An 18,645-nucleotide genomic window follows, 5' to 3' on the forward strand; every position below is an offset into this window, starting at 1 on the left:
AGTCTCAATTCTTATCGTAAAATTAGCATCGAATCGCCGTAACTAAAAAAGCGATATTTTTCCTCAATCGCCTGTTGATAGGCGTTCATAATCAGTTCTTTACCGGCAAATGCGGATACCAACATGATCAAGGTGGATTCAGGTAGATGAAAGTTTGTTACCAAGCCATCAATGACCTTAAATTCATAACCGGGATAAATAAAGATATCTGTATCATCAAAAAATGGAGCAATAAGTTCGTCAGTAGCTTGCGCCGCCGACTCAAGTGAACGCACCGACGTAGTGCCTACAGCAATTACACGTTTACCCGCTTGCTTCACCTTTTTAATTTGGTCGCATACCTTCGCATCGACTTTGGCATACTCGCTATGCATAACGTGTTCTTCAATCGAGTCGACACGCACAGGTTGGAACGTTCCTGCCCCAACATGCAAAGTCACATAACCGAATTCGACGCCTTTATCTTTTAGCTGCTGCAAAATGGCGTCATCAAAGTGCAGTCCAGCCGTTGGAGCAGCCACTGCACCTGGCTCTCGGTTATAAACGGTTTGATAACGCTCTTTATCAGATTCTTCGTCCGGACGATCGATATAGGGTGGGAGGGGCATATGACCGTGGGCTTCGAGTAACTCGAGAACGGTTTCCTGATGATTAAACTCAAGCTCAAACAACGCATCGTGGCGTGCCAACATCGTAGCTTTTACCGATCCTTCGAGTAAAAACTCGGCACCTGGCTTAGGTGCGCGATTGGCTCTCACATGCGCTAAAACCCGACTGTCATCTAACATGCGCTCAACAAGCACTTCAACTTTACCACCCGACGTCTTCTCGCCTAACAGACGAGCAGGGATCACGCGCGTGTCGTTGAATACGAGTAAATCACCCGCTTCTAATTGATCCACAATATCCGTGAATTGACCGTGTTCAATGCGGTCATCCTCAGCAGAAATTCGCAGCATTCGGCTGGCGGTACGCTGTTGTTGTGGATATCGAGCGATGAGTTCGTCGGGCAAGTCAAAGCTAAAGTCGCTGACTTTTAACCCGTCTGACGCATATGACATGTTAAATAAAATCCGCTGTTTACTTTCAGTGCGCGAATTTTACTCGAAACAAGGCAGCCTGTCACGGCTGCCTCAAAGGAGATTAAGCAAAGAACACCTTTAGAACTTATATTTTTGTGCTTGCTTCAACAGTTCGTCAGCCTGGCTATCACAGCTATTAATAGCTGACTTATCAAAAACGTATACATTGTCTAAACGTTTATCTTTGTTCATCGAAGCATCGCGTATCACTAAGCTAACCTGTTCATCATCCGGCAACGATTTTAAAGTAATACCGTAATCGCAAAGCACATTCGAGAACACGTTTTCAATCGCCTCGATACTTTTCTCTTGAGTGAGTAGACGTTCTTTACGCACTTTATCCTGTTTCGCTTTCAACGTTTTTTTCATTTCTGCCAACTCAACGTCTAGCTGAGCTTGCTTTTCTTTCAATTCAGCTAGCCTTGCCTCAAGTTCTTTTTCGCGTTGTTCTATGGTGTCGTTCGATGCATCCTTATCCTGCATATCACGTTGAAACTCGATGTCTCGCATTTCGCGATTGAGATCCCGTGCCTCCCATGCAAGCTCTCGTTTTTGTTCAACCAGTTCAAACCATTCGTCAGAATACTCACCACTGAACTGACTCAGTACGCGATGCGCTGTGCGCAAGCCTTCCTCTACCACTCGATCAAGCTGCAGATCTTTGGCAAAACCACTCATCTCGGGCATTTCAGGTGGCAGTGGCGGCTCTGGCACATCAGGTGCAACAAAGCGCCACGGCATCCGTGCGGAGCGAACGAAAAACACCACGCCTTGTCCCTTAAGATAGGTAAACTCAACATCTTCAAGTCGGGAGTTTTCCTCACCGGCTTGCTGCTTTGCAGCGGTTGTAAGAATGTCCTTAAAGATCTCAATTTGATTTTTAAGACCCTGATGCTCAGCTTGTTGAGCAACTGCAGATGCGCTTGGCAGCATCAGCGCACTGGCAATACTGAGTGATAGTAACCAACGTTTCATCATTGATTCTCCTCTTTTAATAGAATCGGTTTCTGTGCGACTTGGCGCAATTGTGCAGTGTAAAAGTTGAGATCTTCACTGCGTGTCTCATTTACGTACTCAACCAGTTGACTCATGTCATCCTTCCGCTCGGCACGGTTGGTCGCCATAATATAGGTAGCCAGCTGCGCGGTTGATGTTGACAGCTGTTCTCTAAAGTTTGCTCTTAGCGCCTTCTCTTGCTTAGCAAGAGCAATATTTTGTTGCTGTTCGAATACCGTCAGCTTTTCATCAACAACCGCTGCAACTCGTGCATCAAACTGCGCTGTTAACTGCTGTTTCATCACGAATACAGATAGCACTGCCAACGCTGCGCAAGAGCAAGCAAATGCCGCAAAGCTCCAGGGATTGGCCCAACGATGAGTCTTCGGTTGTGGTCCAGCCGCTGCTCTATTCCAATGTGGCACTTCATTACTTTGATAACTATTGGCTTGCTGTTGCATCCATCGCACTGACTGCATGCGTTCATAGAGCTCTGGCGCTTGGTCGGCCAATTGTGCCTCCAGTTCATGTTCATCGGACGCTGACAATTCTCCGTTTAGCCACTGACTGAACACTAGTTCATAGTTTTTGTCGTGATTAGCCATTAACCACCTCCAGCTCACGCTTTAACTTCTCGACTCCACTATACAATCGTGACTTGATTGTATTCTCCGATTCTTGCAACTGATCCGCGATAGCCCGGGTGGTAAGGTGTTGAAAGAATTTCAACTCAACCACCATGCGTTGAGGTAGTGGCAAGGTTCTGATTGCTCTGATCAACGCAGTTTGCTGCTGTGAATCGCTCAACCGCACCTCCGGCTGTGTAAAAGCCGATTCATCTATTAACTCGTGCTGTGCCTCATCGTTTGCTATTTCGGGTCGCCTACGTCGATAAAATTCGACACAGCGCCGATGCGCGATAGTCATTAACCAAGGTTTAAACTTATCGTCTTGATTCCAGTCACTCAGACTACGAAACACGCTGCTAAATGTATCTTGCAAGAGATCGAACGCATCATCGGGGCTCGGTAACATGCGTATGCCATAGTGATAAACGAGCTTTTCGTATCGCTTTACTAAATCTACCCATGCCGTTTGATTGCCCTTGAGCGCTTGACTGACGAGCTTTTTATCGCTTTTTGTAAACACTCGAATTTCCGTTGCCTATTGTTTGCTAACTAAGTCGATAGTGACTGGAAAAAAGTTTGAAAGAAAGCAAAAAAAAAGCTCGCCAATTGGCGAGCCTTTTTCTCGGAGTATGCTCTGATTAAGCGGCGAAGATGCCTTTCAACATGTAGAAGAACATGATGGACATAATCGCCCCCGCAGGCAGGGTAACGACCCACGACACCACGATATTGCGCACAACACCTAGGTTCAATGCGGCGATACCACGCGCCATGCCCACACCCAACACAGCACCAACAAGGGTTTGTGTCGTTGAGATTGGCAAACCTGTACCTGATGCCAGTACTACCGTTGATGCTGCTGCTAATTCTGCTGCGAAACCGCGGCTAGGCGTTAGGTGCGTGATGCCTTTACCGATGGTTGCAATAACGCGTTTACCGAGCATTGCAAGACCCGCAACGATACCAAATGCACCGAGTGGCAAGATCCACCATGCCAGTTGCGCTTGGCTAGAAATTTCACCGCCGCTGCTAACAACACTGACGACTGCAGCCAATGGGCCAATCGCATTAGCGACATCGTTTGAACCGTGGGCGAAAGCCATAGCACATGCGGTGACGACCATGAGTACCGCAAACACTTTCTCTACGTTCGTATAGTGCATGTCTTTATCAGCAGATTCCTTGAACTTAAGACGTCCAATAGCCACTTTACCGATAATGAATACCACTACAGCAATACCGATAGCCCAGGCAAAACCTTCTAATGTTCCCATGCCTAAGCCAACGTGCTTAAGACCTTTCTTAATGGTGACCAGTGAAAGCACGAAGCCCGCTAACCCCATGTAAAAAGGTACATACTGTTTAGCACGCTTTAATGGATTTTCTTGGTCGAAAATCAACTTTTGTGCACTCATGAAGATCAAGTAGGCAATAAAACCCGATATCGCTGGCGTAATAACCCAACTTCCGACGATACCGCCTACTTTACCCCACGAAACCGCGTCGACACTCACACCCACTGCCGCAAAACCGACAATAGCACCGACAATCGAGTGCGTAGTCGAAACAGGCCAGCCAAGGAAAGAGGCAATCAATAGCCATACACCGGCGGCCAACAATGCCGAAATCATACCAAACACCAACAATTCGGGTTGGTCGACAAAGTAAGCAGAATCGATGATGCCTTTACGAATGGTTGAGGTCACCTCGCCACCGGCTAGGTAGGCACCGGCAAACTCAAACACCATTGCGATTAAAATAGCTTGTTTAATGGTTAGGGCTTTAGAACCTACCGAGGTTCCCATTGCGTTTGCAACGTCGTTAGCACCCACACCCCATGCCATGAAGAAGCCGAAAATACCGGCCATGACAATCAGAATTAAGCCGTAAGAACTGATAATATCCATTGAGAGCTCCCGTTTAGACTCGCGCTAACATCAATTCGAAGCGTGCGCCTACACGTTCAGATAGGTCGGCTAGATCGCCTACCCAATCGAGAATACGATACAAGAACATTGCATCGAGCGGATTCATGTCGTTTTCAACTTGACGGAATTGCTGACGCAATTTGACTTGTAGCTCGTCAGTATCTGCTTCGATTTCATCAAGCTCTTTAATGAAATTATCGACCAAAGTACGCTCTCGGCCTCGGAAACCCGTTTCCAACAGGTCATCAAATTCTCCGATGGTGTCGCGTGCTTTAGCAACCGCGTCAATACAGCGATTTAAGTAGCTGTTAAAACCTTCTACTAAATGAGCAGGAATTTGCAGTTGACGGCCTGTAATAAGACCAGAGATATCTTTTGCCTTGTTCGCGATACGATCTTGCTGAGACACAAGCTCTAGCAAGTCAGTTCGCTCGACCGGCATGAAGAGTCCACCAGGGAGGTTTAAACGGATATCACGCTTTAGCTTATCCGCCGCTTGTTCAAGCGTTACGATACGTTTGCGCTGTTCTTCAGCAGCGTCCCAGTCGCCTTTATAAACCGCTTGAAAGAAGTCTTTCAACGATTCCGCACAACGATGCACTTCATCGATATGTTCAATCATCGGTTTAATAGGTGACTTTGCGAATACACCTAAAAACGAATTTACAGACATAACAGGTCCTTGGATTTTAGCCGATGTTAGCTGGCGCGAATAGTAACTAAATCGCCCCCTAAATAAAACCGCTAACAACCGATATAGCCTCGATTTAAACAGACGTTGAATGTATTGTTCATTCAACAGCTCGACTATGCTGAGCAACGATATTGTCTACTCGCCTAGTCTCCAAAGTAGACGAATTATCGTTATGTGGAAAATATACTACAAAAATATGACACTAATATGACAAAACCCCTTCCAGTAAAACTGCAAGGGGTTTTTTATAAACATTTATCAGTTTGCTTTTAGAACGTGTAGACGATAGTAACCGCGGTTTCTGTATCTAAGTTCTCAATATCCTCACTGGCGACTTCAGAGTTGTGCGTACCTGAAACAGACACTTTCAGCGCAAGCGATGAATTGATGTTTGATGAAATTGAGACCTCGGCGCGGCTCTTAGTGTTGTCCTCACCAATTTCCGACGAGACTAGCGCATTGAAGCGCGAGTTCTCAGAAATATCCCAAGTCATACTACCTGCCAAACGCAAAATTGCTGAGCCTTCGGCCTCAAGCGGATTGCGATTCTCATCGACAGGCTTCACACGCGAGTAACCAGGACCGATTTCGTAGTCTGCATACAGGTTTTCACTGTAGCGATAGCGTGCACCATAACCCACCGCGACAGTGCTTTGATATTCATAACCACTGTAGACATCTTCTTCATATGAGCCAAAAATAAACAAAGAAGACTTGCTCTCTGGGTCAAACTTGTAGTTTGACTGAGCCGAGAGAAATAAACGGTCCGCTGTTTCGGTCGTTTCACCCGTGTCTTGGTTTTCTTGCTCTGCCGTGTAGTAATCCAAAACACCTTTATGACGCCAGTTCCTAATATCTTTAGCGACATTAAGCTTAGCTTTTAAGCTCTCCGTTTCGGTGTTACCGGTAGTAAACAACAGACCGAATTCAGCACTGGCTTCCCATGCTTCTTCTGTTGTCGTGTCCATGTCTTCGGCATCGTCAAACATAAACGTTTGCGCTTGTACGCCAAACGGTAAAAGCAAACTTGCAAATAAAACTGATAAACGCACATTAACCCCGCTTAAAAAGCGAGCCGATCACTCGGCTCGTTCATGAGTAATCACTCTACTTTACGTTACTTTACAACAGCCTTCAAACTACCCGCTTCGTAAAGTTGGAACATTTTTTCCAACGTAATTGGCTTGATCTTGTCAGCCTGTCCTTCGCAACCGAATGCCAAGTAACGATCTTCACAGATTTTCTGCATAGCATCTGTAGCCGCTTGCAAATACTTGCGCGGATCAAAGTTGCTTGGGTTTTCAGCCAAATGACGACGTACTGCGCCCGTGGATGCCAAGCGAAGATCAGTGTCGATGTTTACCTTGCGAACACCGTTCTTAATGCCTTCTTTGATTTGCTCAACAGGTACACCATAAGTCTCTGGAATCTCACCACCGAACTCGTTGATGATCTGAAGCCAGTCTTGCGGTACCGAAGATGAACCGTGCATAACTAGGTGCGTATTAGGAATACGACGGTGGATCTCTTTGATTCGGTCAATAGACAGAATGTCACCTGTTGGTGGACGGGTAAACTTGTATGCGCCGTGCGACGTGCCACATGCGATAGCTAGCGCATCCACGTCGGTTGCCGCAACAAAAGCCGCCGCCTCTTCAGGGTCAGTGAGTAGCTGATCGTGAGATAGCTTACCTTCGGCACCGACGCCGTCTTCTTCACCCGCTTCGCCCGTTTCAAGTGAGCCCAAACAGCCCAACTCACCTTCAACAGAGACACCACAAGCGTGTGCCATTTCAACCGTTTGCTTGGTTACACGCACATTATAGTCATAATCTGCGGGCGTTTTACCATCATCAAGTAACGAGCCATCCATCATGACTGAGCTAAAGCCTAATTGGATAGAGCGCTGACAAACTGCAGGTGAAGTACCGTGATCCTGATGCACAACCACAGGAATATGTGGCCACTCTTCAACGGCAGATTCTATCAGGTGACGTAAAAATGGAGCACCTGCATATTTACGCGCACCGGCCGAAGCTTGCACGATAACTGGACTATTGGTCTTATCCGCTGCCTGCATGATCGCACGCATTTGTTCCAAGTTATTTACGTTAAAAGCAGGAACACCGTATCCATTCTCTGCTGCGTGATCGAGTACTTGTCTCAGTGACACAATGGCCATGTAATTCTCCTTAGTTTTCGGCGTGCGTTTATGCGTCTTTTGCGCGCTGCTCTAAAATGTCGACTGCGGGTAACTTTTTACCTTCCAAGAATTCAAGGAAGGCCCCCCCGCCAGTAGATATATAACTTATCTTATCAGCGATACCGAACTGATCAATTGCTGCCAAGGTATCACCACCGCCTGCAATCGAAAATGCGTTACTATTCGCTATAGCGTCAGCCATCGCGGCTGTGCCTTTACTAAATGCTTCAAATTCAAAAACACCTACGGGACCATTCCAGACAATTGTCCCAGCGGCTTTTAACTTTTCCGCCAGCATAGCTGAAGTTTCAGGACCCACGTCAAACACCATGTCGGAATCATTAATCGCTTCAACGGGTTTAGTCTCGGCTAATGTATCCGCACTAAATTCTTGACCAGTAACGACATCAACAGGTAACGGAATTTCTGCATTCTTTGCTTTGGCTGCAGCCATCAACCGTTGCGCCTCAGGTACTAAGTCTTTCTCGTACAAAGACTTTCCGACATTATGGCCTTGTGCGGCGATAAAGGTATTGGCAATACCACCACCCACAATTAACTGATCAACAACCTTAGATAGTGACTCCAAAACGGTCAGTTTGGTTGATACCTTGGAGCCTCCCACAATCGCGACTAGAGGGCGTTTAGGGTTATCTAAAGCTTTGCCTAATGCATCAAGTTCTGCGGCAAGTAATGGGCCTGCACATGCGATAGGTGCGTACTTTGCGACGCCATGCGTCGATGCTTGCGCGCGGTGCGCAGTACCAAAAGCATCCATTACGAATACATCACACAGATTCGCGAGCTGTTGAGCTAGGGCATCGTCGTTCTTTTTCTCGCCTTTATTAAAGCGCACATTCTCAAATACCACCACTTGCCCTTGCGCGACGTCGACACCATCAAGATATTCTTTGGCTAACGATACAGGCTGTTCGAGTGCTTCATTCAAGTAGTCGGCTACCGGTGCCATTGAGTACTGCGCTTCGTACTCGCCCTCTGTTGGGCGTCCTAAATGCGACATCACCATCACTTTTGCACCTTTTTCCAGTGCCAGTTTGATAGTCGGCAATGCAGCTCTTAAGCGCGCGTCGGAGGTGATTTTTCCGTCTTTAACAGGAACGTTTAAATCTTCTCGTATCAATACGCGCTTGTTTTGTAAGTCCAAATCAGTCATTGCTATGACAGACATTGAATCCCCTTACTCATATGAGTTCTATACAGTTATTGCTGTGTCATTAATTCAGTCGTTTCTAGCAAGCGGTTGGCAAAACCCCACTCGTTATCGCACCAACATAATAATTTCACCAATCGACGATGACTCACACGGGTTTGCGTGCCATCAACAATGCACGAGTGTGGATCATGGTTAAAGTCGATCGACACCAAGGGTTCCTCAGTATAATCGAGTATCGACGTCAGCCCATTGGAGGCGGCATCCTGAATCAAGCGATTGACTTGCTCACCGTTCACATCGGCTTGTAAAGTGACACTCAAGTCCATTGCTGTCACATTCGTGGTAGGCACTCGCACAGCAATTGCTTCGAAGCGTCCTTCCAAATGGGGCAAAATGCGCTCAATACCACGCGCCAGCTTAGTGTCGACAGGAATGATTGAACGCCCTGCGGCACGTGTCCTACGCAAGTCGGGGTGATAAGCATCTATCACCTGTTGATCGTGCATGGCTGAATGAATCGTCGTGACTGCCCCCGACTCAATACCAAACGCATCGTCGAGTAACTTAATCACGGGTACGATGCAGTTAGTTGTACATGAACCATTCGATACGATGCGATGCTCAGGCAACAATATATCTTGGTTGACGCCAAAAATGATGGTCGCATCCATATCAGGCGTGCCGGGTTGCGAGAACAACACCCGACTAACGCCCGCATCTAAATAGCGCTCTCCATCCGCATGGCTACCAAACACACCCGTGCAATCAACAACGATATCAACGCCTCGAGCTTGCCAGTCAACGCGCTCAATTTCGGTTTCGTGGCTCAACTTAATCGTATCACCAGCAACGGTAAGGTCATCACCAGACAACGTGACTGGAAACTGAAAGCGGCCATGAGATGAGTCATACTTCAACAAGTGCGCCATCGCCTCCGATGGCGCGGGCTCGTTCACCAAGACAATACTGAAGCGTTGCTGCCAGCCACGCTCATAGAACGAGCGTAGAAAACTACGCCCGATCCTGCCGAAACCGTTTATTGCGATTCTCTTCGTCAATTGAAACCTCGTTTAGCTCGCCGCGCGAACAACCGCATCCACGGTAATATCAAAGTGTTCAAAAAGTGCTTTAGCCGGAGCTGACTCACCAAACGAGTTCATGCCAATAACAGTGCCGTCTAAGCCAACGTATTTACGCCAATAATCAGCAATACCGGCTTCAACTGCAACGCGCTTACGCACAGCTGAAGGTAATACGTGCTCGCGGTATTCGGCGTCCTGCTCATCAAATACATCCGTGGATGGCATCGATACTACGCGCACGTTCATCTCTTTTGCAGAAAGTTGCTCGTGTGCTGCAACTGCTAAGTCAACCTCGGAGCCTGTCGCGATCAAAATACAGTCTGGTGTGCCATCACAATCTTTCAGAATATAACCACCACGGCTAATGTTATTCAATTGTTCATTATCACGATTTTGTTGCTGCATGCCCTGACGGCTAAACACCAATGCTGTTGGTTTATCGTTGCTTTGCAACGCACTGCGCCAAGCAACCGCGGTTTCGACGGCATCGCACGGGCGCCAGCAATTGAGGTTAGGTGTTAAGCGCAGATTAGCCAATTGCTCAACAGGCTGGTGAGTCGGTCCGTCTTCACCTAAACCAATTGAGTCGTGGGTGTAAACAAAAATCGAAGGCTGCTTCATTAAGGCGGCCATACGCACTGCGTTGCGCGCATATTCCATAAACATTAAGAAGGTTGCACCGTAAGGCTTGAAGCCACCATGCAGCGTAATTCCGTTCATTATCGCCGACATCGCAAACTCACGCACACCGTAGAACACATAGTTTCCACTCGCGTCGTCGGATGTCACACCTTTAGCGCCCTGCCATAAGGTTAGATTAGACCCTGCTAAGTCAGCCGAGCCACCGAGCAGTTCAGGTAGTTTCGGACCCACCTCATTCAATACATTTAACGACGCTTTGCGTGTTGCGGGGTTTTCAGGGTTAGCTTGCAATTGCTCAATGTAAGCCTGCAACTCGCTTTCAAAGTCGCCAGGCAACTCACCCGCTAAGCGACGTTTAAGCTCTGCTGCAAGTTCTGGGTAAGCCTGTTCATAAGCGGTCCAATGCTTATTCCACGAGGCCTCAATCGCATCACCCTTGTCTTTAGCGTCCCACGCTTGGTAAACATCCTGAGGCACTTCAAAGCGATCATACGACCAATTCAATTGCTTGCGAGCGAGTGCAATTTCGTCATCACCTAATGGCGCACCGTGGCAACTTTCTTGTCCTTGCTTATTAGGCGAGCCAAAACCAATTACGGTTTTACAAATAACCAATGTCGGGCGCTGCGTTTCGCTGCGTGCGCTTTCAATCGCCTGTTTAATAGCATCGGCATCATGTCCATCAACATCACGGATTACATGCCAGTTATATGACTCGAAACGTTTTGCAGTATCGTCCGTAAACCAGCCTTCAACTTCACCATCTATTGAAATACCGTTATCGTCGTAAAAAGCGATGAGCTTGCCCAAACCTAATGTGCCGGCCAATGAACACGCTTCGTGGGAAATGCCTTCCATCAAGCAACCATCACCCAAGAAGGTATAGGTGTAGTGGTCAACTATATTATGTTCATCGCGATTAAACTGTGCCGCCAGCGTTTTTTCCGCTAACGCCATACCTACCGCATTGGCGACGCCTTGACCCAAAGGTCCTGTCGTTGTCTCTACACCCGGTGTGTAGCCATACTCTGGGTGGCCTGGAGTTTTTGAATGTAACTGACGGAATTGCTTGATGTCTTCAATGCTTAGGTCGTACCCGGTTAAATGAAGCAACGAGTAAATGAGCATCGAGCCATGACCGTTTGACAACACAAAGCGATCGCGATCGGCCCAACTGGGGTTATTTGGGTTGTGCTTTAAATAATCTCGCCACAATACTTCAGCGATATCTGCCATGCCCATTGGTGCCCCAGGATGACCTGAGTTGGCTTGTTGGACTGCATCCATACTTAAGGCACGGATAGCGTTGGCGAGATGACGACGTTCAGACATGAAAAACCCCCGATTGGTGACACGCAATTAGATGAACCATAGTTGGTGCGCGTATTGTCCACAATTCGGGGGCTTCAAGCAAATTTATGGGCGAAAAATTCAACACCCGTAAATTAGATATCTTGCTTCAATGCATCGGCCTTATCTGTTTTTTCCCACGGAAATTCATCTCGACCGAAGTGCCCGTAGGTCGATGTAGCACGATAAATGGGTCGTTCCAAATCGAGCATTTGAATTAACCCATAAGGACGTAAATCAAAATGACGACGCACCAACGCAATCAGTTTTTCCTCACTATGTGGCGATGTACCGAAGGTTTCGATACTGATTGATGTAGGTTCGGCAACGCCAATTGCGTACGAAATCTGGATTTCACAGCGCTCCGCCAAACCTGCAGCAACTAGATTTTTGGCCACATAACGTGCCGCGTACGCTGCACTTCGGTCAACCTTCGAAGGATCTTTACCCGAGAACGCACCGCCACCGTGGCGCGCCATACCACCGTAAGTATCCACAATGATTTTGCGCCCCGTCAAACCACAGTCACCCATCGGGCCACCAATCACGAATCGACCGGTTGGGTTAATGTGGAACTTAGTATCACGGCTAACCCATTGCTCTGGGAGTACTGGCTTAATGATCTCTTCCATCACCGCTTCACGCAGTGTGGCTTGGTCAATGTCTTCACGATGTTGGGTAGACAGGACAACCGTATCAATCGCTACTGGTTTGCCGTTCTCATAAACAAACGTCAGCTGACTTTTGGCATCAGGACGTAACCAGTCTAAGGTGCCATTTTTACGCATCTCTGACTGGCGCTGAACAATACGGTGGGCATAGGTAATGGGGGCAGGCATCAATACCGACGTCTCATTTGATGCATAGCCAAACATCAAGCCCTGGTCACCTGCGCCTTGCGCTTCAGGCGACTCACGATCAACACCTTGATTAATGTCTTGGCTCTGCTTTCCAATCGCGTTCAACACCGCACAGGAATTGGCATCAAAACCCATGTCCGAGTGCGTGTATCCGACATCACGGATGGCTTGACGGGTTAAATCTTCAATATCGACCCAAGCTGAAGTGGATATTTCCCCGCCCACTAATACCATGCCAGTTTTGACATAGGTTTCACACGCCACACGGGCGCGGATATCTTTTGCTAAAATTGCATCCAGTACGGCATCAGAAATCTGGTCCGCAATTTTATCAGGATGGCCCTCTGAAACCGATTCAGAAGTAAATAGGTGACGTGACATATGCCTACCATTCCTTTATTTTGATTAAAATAACTAGTACTGACGGCGTAATTTAACCGATCAACAAAAAAATTTCTACTTCTAGACGTCCAAAAGTCTGTTTATAAACAAGGAATCAATTGAGTCGTATGAGAGTTCCACGTATTTTTCATCCCGAGCCACTCGTGGTCAACAGCACCGTTTCACTCAGTGACGACGCCTTTCAGCACACAGTAAAAGTGCTTCGTATGCAAGAGGGCCAAGCGCTCGAGTTGTTCTGTAACGATGATTTTAATTACACTGCGGTACTCACTTCAGTCGCCAAGAAAAGCGCGCAAGTTGAAATTACTGATGCAAAACCTAATACGACCGAATCTCCTTTATATGTTCACTTAGGACAGGTCGTTTCACGGGGCGACCGAATGGACTTCGCACTGCAGAAATCGGTGGAACTCGGTGTTAATGCCATCACCCCGCTGTTCAGTGAGCGTTGCGGCGTAAAATTAAGCGGCGACCGACTCGAAAAGAAGCAGCAACAATGGCAGAAAATTGTCATTTCTGCTTGTGAGCAGTCGGGTCGCAGCCATATCCCTACGGTGCTTCCCGCGGTGTCAGTGGATGACTTTGTACAGACACCTTTTGACGGTTTACGCTTAACCCTAGATCCCTATGCGCAGGTACCTCTCAATCAGATTCAAGGCGCCCGCACAGACCAACGCATCCAATTGATTATCGGTCCTGAAGGGGGCTTCACTGACGTTGAAGTGGAGCACGCGCGTAACCACAGCTTTAAACCGATTCGTTTAGGACCACGTATTCTGCGAACAGAAACCGCTGCGATGACCGCTTTAGCAGCCATCCAGTATGAACTTGGTGATCTCAACGCCAGCAACGAATAAGGAATACTGCTATGAAGTTAGCCATGATTATGGACCCCATCGCACACGTAAAAACTGAAAAGGATACCAGCTTCCGACTCTTGCTCGAAGCACAAGCGCGTGGTTACCAGAGTTACTATATTGAGATGGCCGATCTACTTATTGATTCAGGTCGCCCCTATGCGATGGCACGTAAGGTCACCGTCAAAGATCAAAAGACAGACTTTTATCAGTTAGGTGATGTTGAGAAGCTACCGCTCGGTGACTTTGATGTCATCATGATGCGCAAAGACCCGCCGTTTGATAGTCAGTTCCTCTATGCAACGCACATATTTGATTTGGCGCAAGCTGAAGGTGCGCTGGTAGTGAATAACCCGCAAAGCTTACGAGATTGTAATGAAAAGCTTTATACCAGTTGGTTTCCTGAGTTTATCACCGATAGTTTGGTGTCCGCCAATGCTGAGCAACTTAAGGCGTTTCATAAGAAGCACGGTACCGTCATACTTAAACCGCTAGACGGGATGGGTGGCGCATCGATATTTAAAGTTAACGAAGACGGTGCAAATTTAGGTGTCATCATCGAAACACTCACCGAAAAAGGTCAGCGTTATGCCATGGCACAAAAATATCTGCCAGAGATTAAAGACGGCGATAAGCGGATTCTAATTATTAATGGTGAACCTGTGCCTTACGCACTAGCTCGAATTCCTTCTGCTGGTGAGACACGCGGTAACCTTGCGGCTGGCGGCAGTGGGCGTCCGCAACCGTTGAGCGAAAGTGACGAACGCATTGCGCGTGCTATCGGTCCCACACTTAAACAAAAAGGTTTATATCTTGTTGGTCTCGATGTCATTGGTGAACGTATTACAGAAATCAATGTGACGAGTCCAACTTGTATGCGAGAGATCGAAAACGCCTATGACATCAATATAGCAGCGCAACTCTTCGCAGCTATTGAGCACGATCTGCAGCAGCGTCGTTGAAATTGCTGAATAAACCCCGATATAAGTCGTATCGTGAGTGAGGAGTGCTTTATGGAAAGCTTACAAAATCATTTTTTAATTGCTACACCCAGTATGAATGATCCGCTGTTTCGTCGTAGCGTGACTTATATCTGCGAACACAACGAAGACGGTGCGATGGGACTGATCATTAATCAACCTGCAGAGCTAACGGTTAACTCGTTGCTCGACAAACTTGAAATTGTTTATCCGGATAGCGCAGATAGTCTTAAAGGTCCAGTCTATCAAGGCGGTCCGGTGGGTCAGGAGCGAGGCTTTGTGATTCACCCACCACAACAAAACTGGCGCAGTAGCCTCAAGTTGAGTGATGAGATTATGGTCACCACCTCACGTGATATTTTAGAGGCCTTAGGTTCGTCAGCAGCACCGTTACAATTTCTACTGACGCTTGGATACGCTGGCTGGGAAGCGGGACAACTAGAGCAAGAGTTAGCCGAAAACGCATGGTTGGCGATACCCGCCGACCCCGAAATACTGTTTAACACCCCTATCAACCAGCGATGGGAGAAGGCCACCAAACAGCTTGGCTTTGATATTTGGAAGCTAGGACCGGACGTAGGTCACGCATGACAATTATCGGATTTGATTTTGGCACTAAGAGCATCGGTGTGGCAGTCGGCCAGTCGATAACTGGAACCGCTTCGATATTAAAAGCGCTAAAAGCACAGGACGGCATTCCCAATTGGAATGTCGTCGAACAATTGCTAAAAGAATGGCAGCCTGAGCGGGTTGTCGTTGGTTTACCGCTCAATATGGATGGCACCGAGCAACCGCTCACGCAACGCGCCAAAAAATTCGGTAATCGTCTTCACGGACGCTTTAATGTCCCTGTCGATTTTCAAGACGAGCGTCTGACCTCCACGGCCGCTCGAGAGGCGTTGTTTGAACGCGAAGGTTACCGTGGTCTGGAAAAAGGTAAAGTGGATAGCGCAGCCGCCCTCCTCATCGTTGAGGACTACTTACGCTCACAGTAGCTATGTTGCCAAATCATTAGAATTCGTTATAGTGATCACTAAAAATAGAAGGCTTGGGAGAGTGTCGTGCTAGGCAATGAAGAACCATTTTCAGTCACAGGTAATACCATTTTATTGCGCAACGAGAACAAAAAGTTGCTGCTAGTCACTGGTGACCGCTATAAAAATATCCTTGTATCACGTTCTGGCGTAGAGATGAGCGACTGGGGTGCCGAACGTCGACCTGGCGTGCGCGTCATTTCTCTGCAAGAGATATTCAAGCGGGACAAGACCTACTTTTTTATCAGAGCAGGCGGCGTGGAGTATCAGGTTGACCTGAAGTTCCAAGAAAGCCCCATCACTGAAATGAAGTTCTAATGAAAACCGGTATTGGCAAGAGAGTGTCAGAGTTTGCCCACGGCATCCTTTTCGCTCTCTTGACGATACTCTGCGCATCCTATTCGCACACCTTACTTGCTGAGCAGTTAAGCTTTGAGAAGTCCTCAAATGAAGGCGAACTCAGTTTTTATTACCAATGGCGAGTGCCTAATAATCAAACCGCGTCATTATCCTTCAACGTCGATCGACACGCTTTTATTCGCCCTTTTGCCAAGTTTCGCAATTACGACCGTCGTCGCGCGCTGCGAGAGCTAAACTACCGAGTGAATCAATACATACAAAGGCAACGTTGGTATGGCGTGCAAGCCTTTCTTTCTCCTCGACAAGAGCAAATGACCATAAAAGCCCGCACAGCACGAAACGAACAATTAGAAAAACGCTATCAGCAACAACTCGCTAAAGCACAACGATTCTTTACCGAGCAATGGCAAGATTACCTGTCTGCCAACGCCTATCGTTCACTGACCTTGCCGCCTGGAGAAACAGGTATCATCCCTGATGCCATTGCTATCGCTAAGCAAACACAACCGCTACTGAGCAGCCTCGTTGTCGCCATCGGCAACCAACTAAAAGACAATAGCCGACGCAGTTATGTAAACTATGTCGCTCATTTTGTGCAAGCGATCCCTTACGATAGTTTAGAAGATGACTTATCGAGTCGCGGCGATGGCTTTACTCCCCCCAACCACTTATTACTCAATAATCGTGGAGACTGCGATAGCAAGGTCAGCTTAACCTTAGCCTTACTTCGACAAATCATCCCTCAAGCCAAAATGATCGTTGTGTATTTACCCAAGCACGCCATTTTTGGCATCCAAATGGCAAAGCAGCCTAATGATGCTAAGCTCTCGCACGATGGTACCGAGTTTATCTTACTAGATGTCGCAGGTCCCGCAGTATCACCTGCGGGACAGCTCTCGAACGATGTTCAGTTCCTTATTGATACCCAGCAATACACCGTGGTACCCGCTAACTAAATTACAAATGCTCTTCGGCGTATTCAGCGAGACTACTTCTGACCACACCGTTTAAGTTGATTGTAGCGCTGCCTGGATAATCCTTAAAACGTTCCACGATAAAGGTGAGTCCTGAGGTGACAGCAGTTAAGTAATAACTATCAATCTGCGCTAAGTTTCCTGACACAACGAGTTTTGTATTCTCCCCACACCGAGTAATAATGGTTTTTAGTTGTGATGCAGTTAAGTTTTGTGCTTCATCAAGTATAACCACCGCATTTTGAATACTCCGCCCTCGCATAAAGTTTAATGATTTAAATTGGATATTCGCCTTCGTCATAATGTAATTAAGACTCGAGTCCATGCTTTCATCATTTTTATGTAATACTTCAAGCGAGTCGGTTATGGCCGATAACCAAGGCGCCATTTTTTCTTCTTCGGTACCCGGCAAGAAGCCTATAGACTCAGCAATTTCAGGTGTATTGCGCGTAACAATGATTTTCTCGTAAATCCCCTTTTCGACTACCATTTCTAAGGCAGCAGCCAGCGCTAACAAGGTCTTACCACTACCCGCCGGCCCGGTCAGAATGACCATGTCTAAACTCGTATCAAGCAGAGCATGCATCGCCATCGCTTGATAAATATTCTTAGGATGAATTCCCCAGGCGCTATAGCCCATTAAACGCTCATGACCCAAGTCCATCAGCGTTACAGACGTATCGTCAAAGGTATCCACCCGGGCTGCGAAGTGCTCTGTTTCATCAATAAAGTATTCGTTAAAGAAGATTTGCGGCATGTGTTCGCGCGAGACCGTATGATAAGCATCTCGACCCTCTTGCAACGTGCTGACATCACCTACTTGCTGCCAAAAATCTCCTTCGAACTGGTAAAAGCCCTTTGTGAGTAGGCGAATGTCATCAATTAATTGGTCGGTGCGATAATCCTCAACGTGTTTTACACCCGCGCCCTTCGCCTTTAAGCGCATATTGATATCTTTAGTCACCAGTGTAACGGTACTACTCGCAAACTTAATTTGTAGTTCTAACGCCACTTGAATGATGCGGTGATCATTTTCGTTCAACGCCAAAGCCGACGCGCTTTGCTCTAACTCATAATCTGGAAAAATGGCGAGTGTACCGTTCGCTTGGTGATCGCCACTTAGTTGCGTCAGTGGTACTCCTTCAACAATTTGCTCAGGTGTTGCATCTTTCAGCACCTCCTCCAGTGATCGGATCGCGACGCGCGCATCTCTGCTCACGTCTTTATTGCGATCCTTAATGTTATCTAACTCTTCTAACACGACCATGGGAATAACGACGTTATGCTCATCGAAGCTTAGAAAGGCTAGCGGATCATGCAACAGGATATTGGTATCTAAAACGAAGTACTTAGTAGCTTGGGAGGTTTGACTAACATTTGCGGTCATAGCGTACACCT

Annotated in this window: 19 protein-coding genes; 6 read left to right on the plus strand and 13 right to left on the minus strand. The window is 47.3% G+C overall.

The window, feature by feature from the left end; genetic code table 11:
- Positions 1-11 precede the first annotated feature (11 nt).
- The 12 genes from queA to metK all read right to left on the minus strand — a co-directional run bounded on the left by queA (position 12) and on the right by metK (position 13,021).
- Positions 12-1,061 (minus strand): tRNA preQ1(34) S-adenosylmethionine ribosyltransferase-isomerase QueA, encoded by a 1,050-nt coding sequence (queA, locus tag BFR57_RS11975; protein ID WP_071464209.1) that lies wholly within the window; start codon positions 1,059-1,061, stop codon positions 12-14.
- A gap of 99 nt (positions 1,062-1,160) precedes the next feature.
- On the minus strand, positions 1,161-2,060 hold the full coding sequence (locus BFR57_RS11980; RefSeq protein WP_071464210.1) for a hypothetical protein: 900 nt from the start codon (positions 2,058-2,060) through the stop codon (positions 1,161-1,163).
- Positions 2,057-2,683 (minus strand): hypothetical protein, encoded by a 627-nt coding sequence (locus BFR57_RS11985; protein ID WP_071464211.1) that lies wholly within the window; start codon positions 2,681-2,683, stop codon positions 2,057-2,059. The genes BFR57_RS11980 and BFR57_RS11985 overlap by 4 nt, the downstream gene beginning before the upstream one ends.
- Positions 2,676-3,227 carry a sigma-70 family RNA polymerase sigma factor gene (locus BFR57_RS11990; RefSeq protein WP_071464212.1) on the minus strand — a complete coding sequence of 184 codons (552 nt, stop codon included), beginning with the start codon at positions 3,225-3,227 and terminating at the stop codon, positions 2,676-2,678. The genes BFR57_RS11985 and BFR57_RS11990 overlap by 8 nt, the downstream gene beginning before the upstream one ends.
- A 118-nt stretch (positions 3,228-3,345) precedes the next feature.
- Complete coding sequence (locus BFR57_RS11995) at positions 3,346-4,614, minus strand: inorganic phosphate transporter (RefSeq protein WP_071464213.1); 1,269 nt, start codon at positions 4,612-4,614, stop codon at positions 3,346-3,348.
- Between the two features lie 13 nt (positions 4,615-4,627).
- Entirely contained in the window at positions 4,628-5,308 is a 681-nt protein-coding gene (locus BFR57_RS12000) for a TIGR00153 family protein (RefSeq protein WP_006954248.1), read from the minus strand.
- Between the two features lie 290 nt (positions 5,309-5,598).
- Positions 5,599-6,381, minus strand: a complete 783-nt coding sequence (locus tag BFR57_RS12005) for a YdiY family protein (RefSeq protein WP_071464214.1) — start codon at positions 6,379-6,381, stop codon at positions 5,599-5,601.
- 65 nt (positions 6,382-6,446) lie between these two features.
- Positions 6,447-7,511 carry a class II fructose-bisphosphate aldolase gene (gene fba, locus BFR57_RS12010; protein ID WP_071464215.1) on the minus strand — a complete coding sequence of 355 codons (1,065 nt, stop codon included), beginning with the start codon at positions 7,509-7,511 and terminating at the stop codon, positions 6,447-6,449.
- 28 nt (positions 7,512-7,539) lie between these two features.
- Positions 7,540-8,721 (minus strand): phosphoglycerate kinase, encoded by a 1,182-nt coding sequence (locus BFR57_RS12015; protein WP_071464216.1) that lies wholly within the window; start codon positions 8,719-8,721, stop codon positions 7,540-7,542.
- Positions 8,722-8,753: 32 nt separating this feature from the next.
- Entirely contained in the window at positions 8,754-9,764 is a 1,011-nt protein-coding gene (gene epd, locus BFR57_RS12020) for an erythrose-4-phosphate dehydrogenase (protein WP_071464217.1), read from the minus strand.
- A gap of 12 nt (positions 9,765-9,776) precedes the next feature.
- The gene (gene tkt / locus BFR57_RS12025; protein ID WP_071464218.1) at positions 9,777-11,762 is read right to left on the minus strand and encodes a transketolase; all 1,986 of its coding nucleotides are present in this window, start codon (positions 11,760-11,762) and stop codon (positions 9,777-9,779) included.
- A gap of 113 nt (positions 11,763-11,875) precedes the next feature.
- The gene (metK, locus tag BFR57_RS12030; RefSeq protein ID WP_071464219.1) at positions 11,876-13,021 is read right to left on the minus strand and encodes a methionine adenosyltransferase; all 1,146 of its coding nucleotides are present in this window, start codon (positions 13,019-13,021) and stop codon (positions 11,876-11,878) included.
- A gap of 128 nt (positions 13,022-13,149) precedes the next feature.
- On the opposite strand from metK, the gene BFR57_RS12035 reads away from it, so the two are divergent.
- From BFR57_RS12035 to BFR57_RS12060, 6 genes are all read left to right on the plus strand, one after another.
- Positions 13,150-13,899, plus strand: a complete 750-nt coding sequence (locus BFR57_RS12035; protein WP_071464220.1) for a 16S rRNA (uracil(1498)-N(3))-methyltransferase — start codon at positions 13,150-13,152, stop codon at positions 13,897-13,899.
- 11 nt (positions 13,900-13,910) lie between these two features.
- On the plus strand, positions 13,911-14,861 hold the full coding sequence (gshB, locus tag BFR57_RS12040) for a glutathione synthase (RefSeq protein ID WP_071464221.1): 951 nt from the start codon (positions 13,911-13,913) through the stop codon (positions 14,859-14,861).
- Between the two features lie 51 nt (positions 14,862-14,912).
- Positions 14,913-15,470 (plus strand): YqgE/AlgH family protein, encoded by a 558-nt coding sequence (locus BFR57_RS12045; RefSeq protein ID WP_071464222.1) that lies wholly within the window; start codon positions 14,913-14,915, stop codon positions 15,468-15,470.
- A complete protein-coding gene (ruvX, locus tag BFR57_RS12050; protein ID WP_071464223.1) occupies positions 15,467-15,874 on the plus strand; it encodes a Holliday junction resolvase RuvX in 408 nt (135 codons plus the stop codon). The genes BFR57_RS12045 and ruvX overlap by 4 nt, the downstream gene beginning before the upstream one ends.
- A 66-nt stretch (positions 15,875-15,940) precedes the next feature.
- On the plus strand, positions 15,941-16,231 hold the full coding sequence (locus BFR57_RS12055) for a hypothetical protein (RefSeq protein ID WP_071464224.1): 291 nt from the start codon (positions 15,941-15,943) through the stop codon (positions 16,229-16,231).
- Complete coding sequence (locus tag BFR57_RS12060) at positions 16,231-17,229, plus strand: hypothetical protein (RefSeq protein WP_071464225.1); 999 nt, start codon at positions 16,231-16,233, stop codon at positions 17,227-17,229. Before BFR57_RS12055 ends, BFR57_RS12060 begins: the two co-directional genes overlap by 1 nt.
- 1 nt (position 17,230) lies before the next feature.
- On the opposite strand, the gene BFR57_RS12065 is transcribed toward BFR57_RS12060, so the two are convergent.
- The gene (locus tag BFR57_RS12065) at positions 17,231-18,634 is read right to left on the minus strand and encodes a PhoH family protein (protein ID WP_071464226.1); all 1,404 of its coding nucleotides are present in this window, start codon (positions 18,632-18,634) and stop codon (positions 17,231-17,233) included.
- Between the last annotated feature and the right edge of the window lie 11 nt (positions 18,635-18,645).

The sequence above is a fragment of the Idiomarina sp. MD25a genome (genome assembly GCF_001870515.1).
GTDB lineage: Bacteria > Pseudomonadota > Gammaproteobacteria > Enterobacterales > Alteromonadaceae > Idiomarina.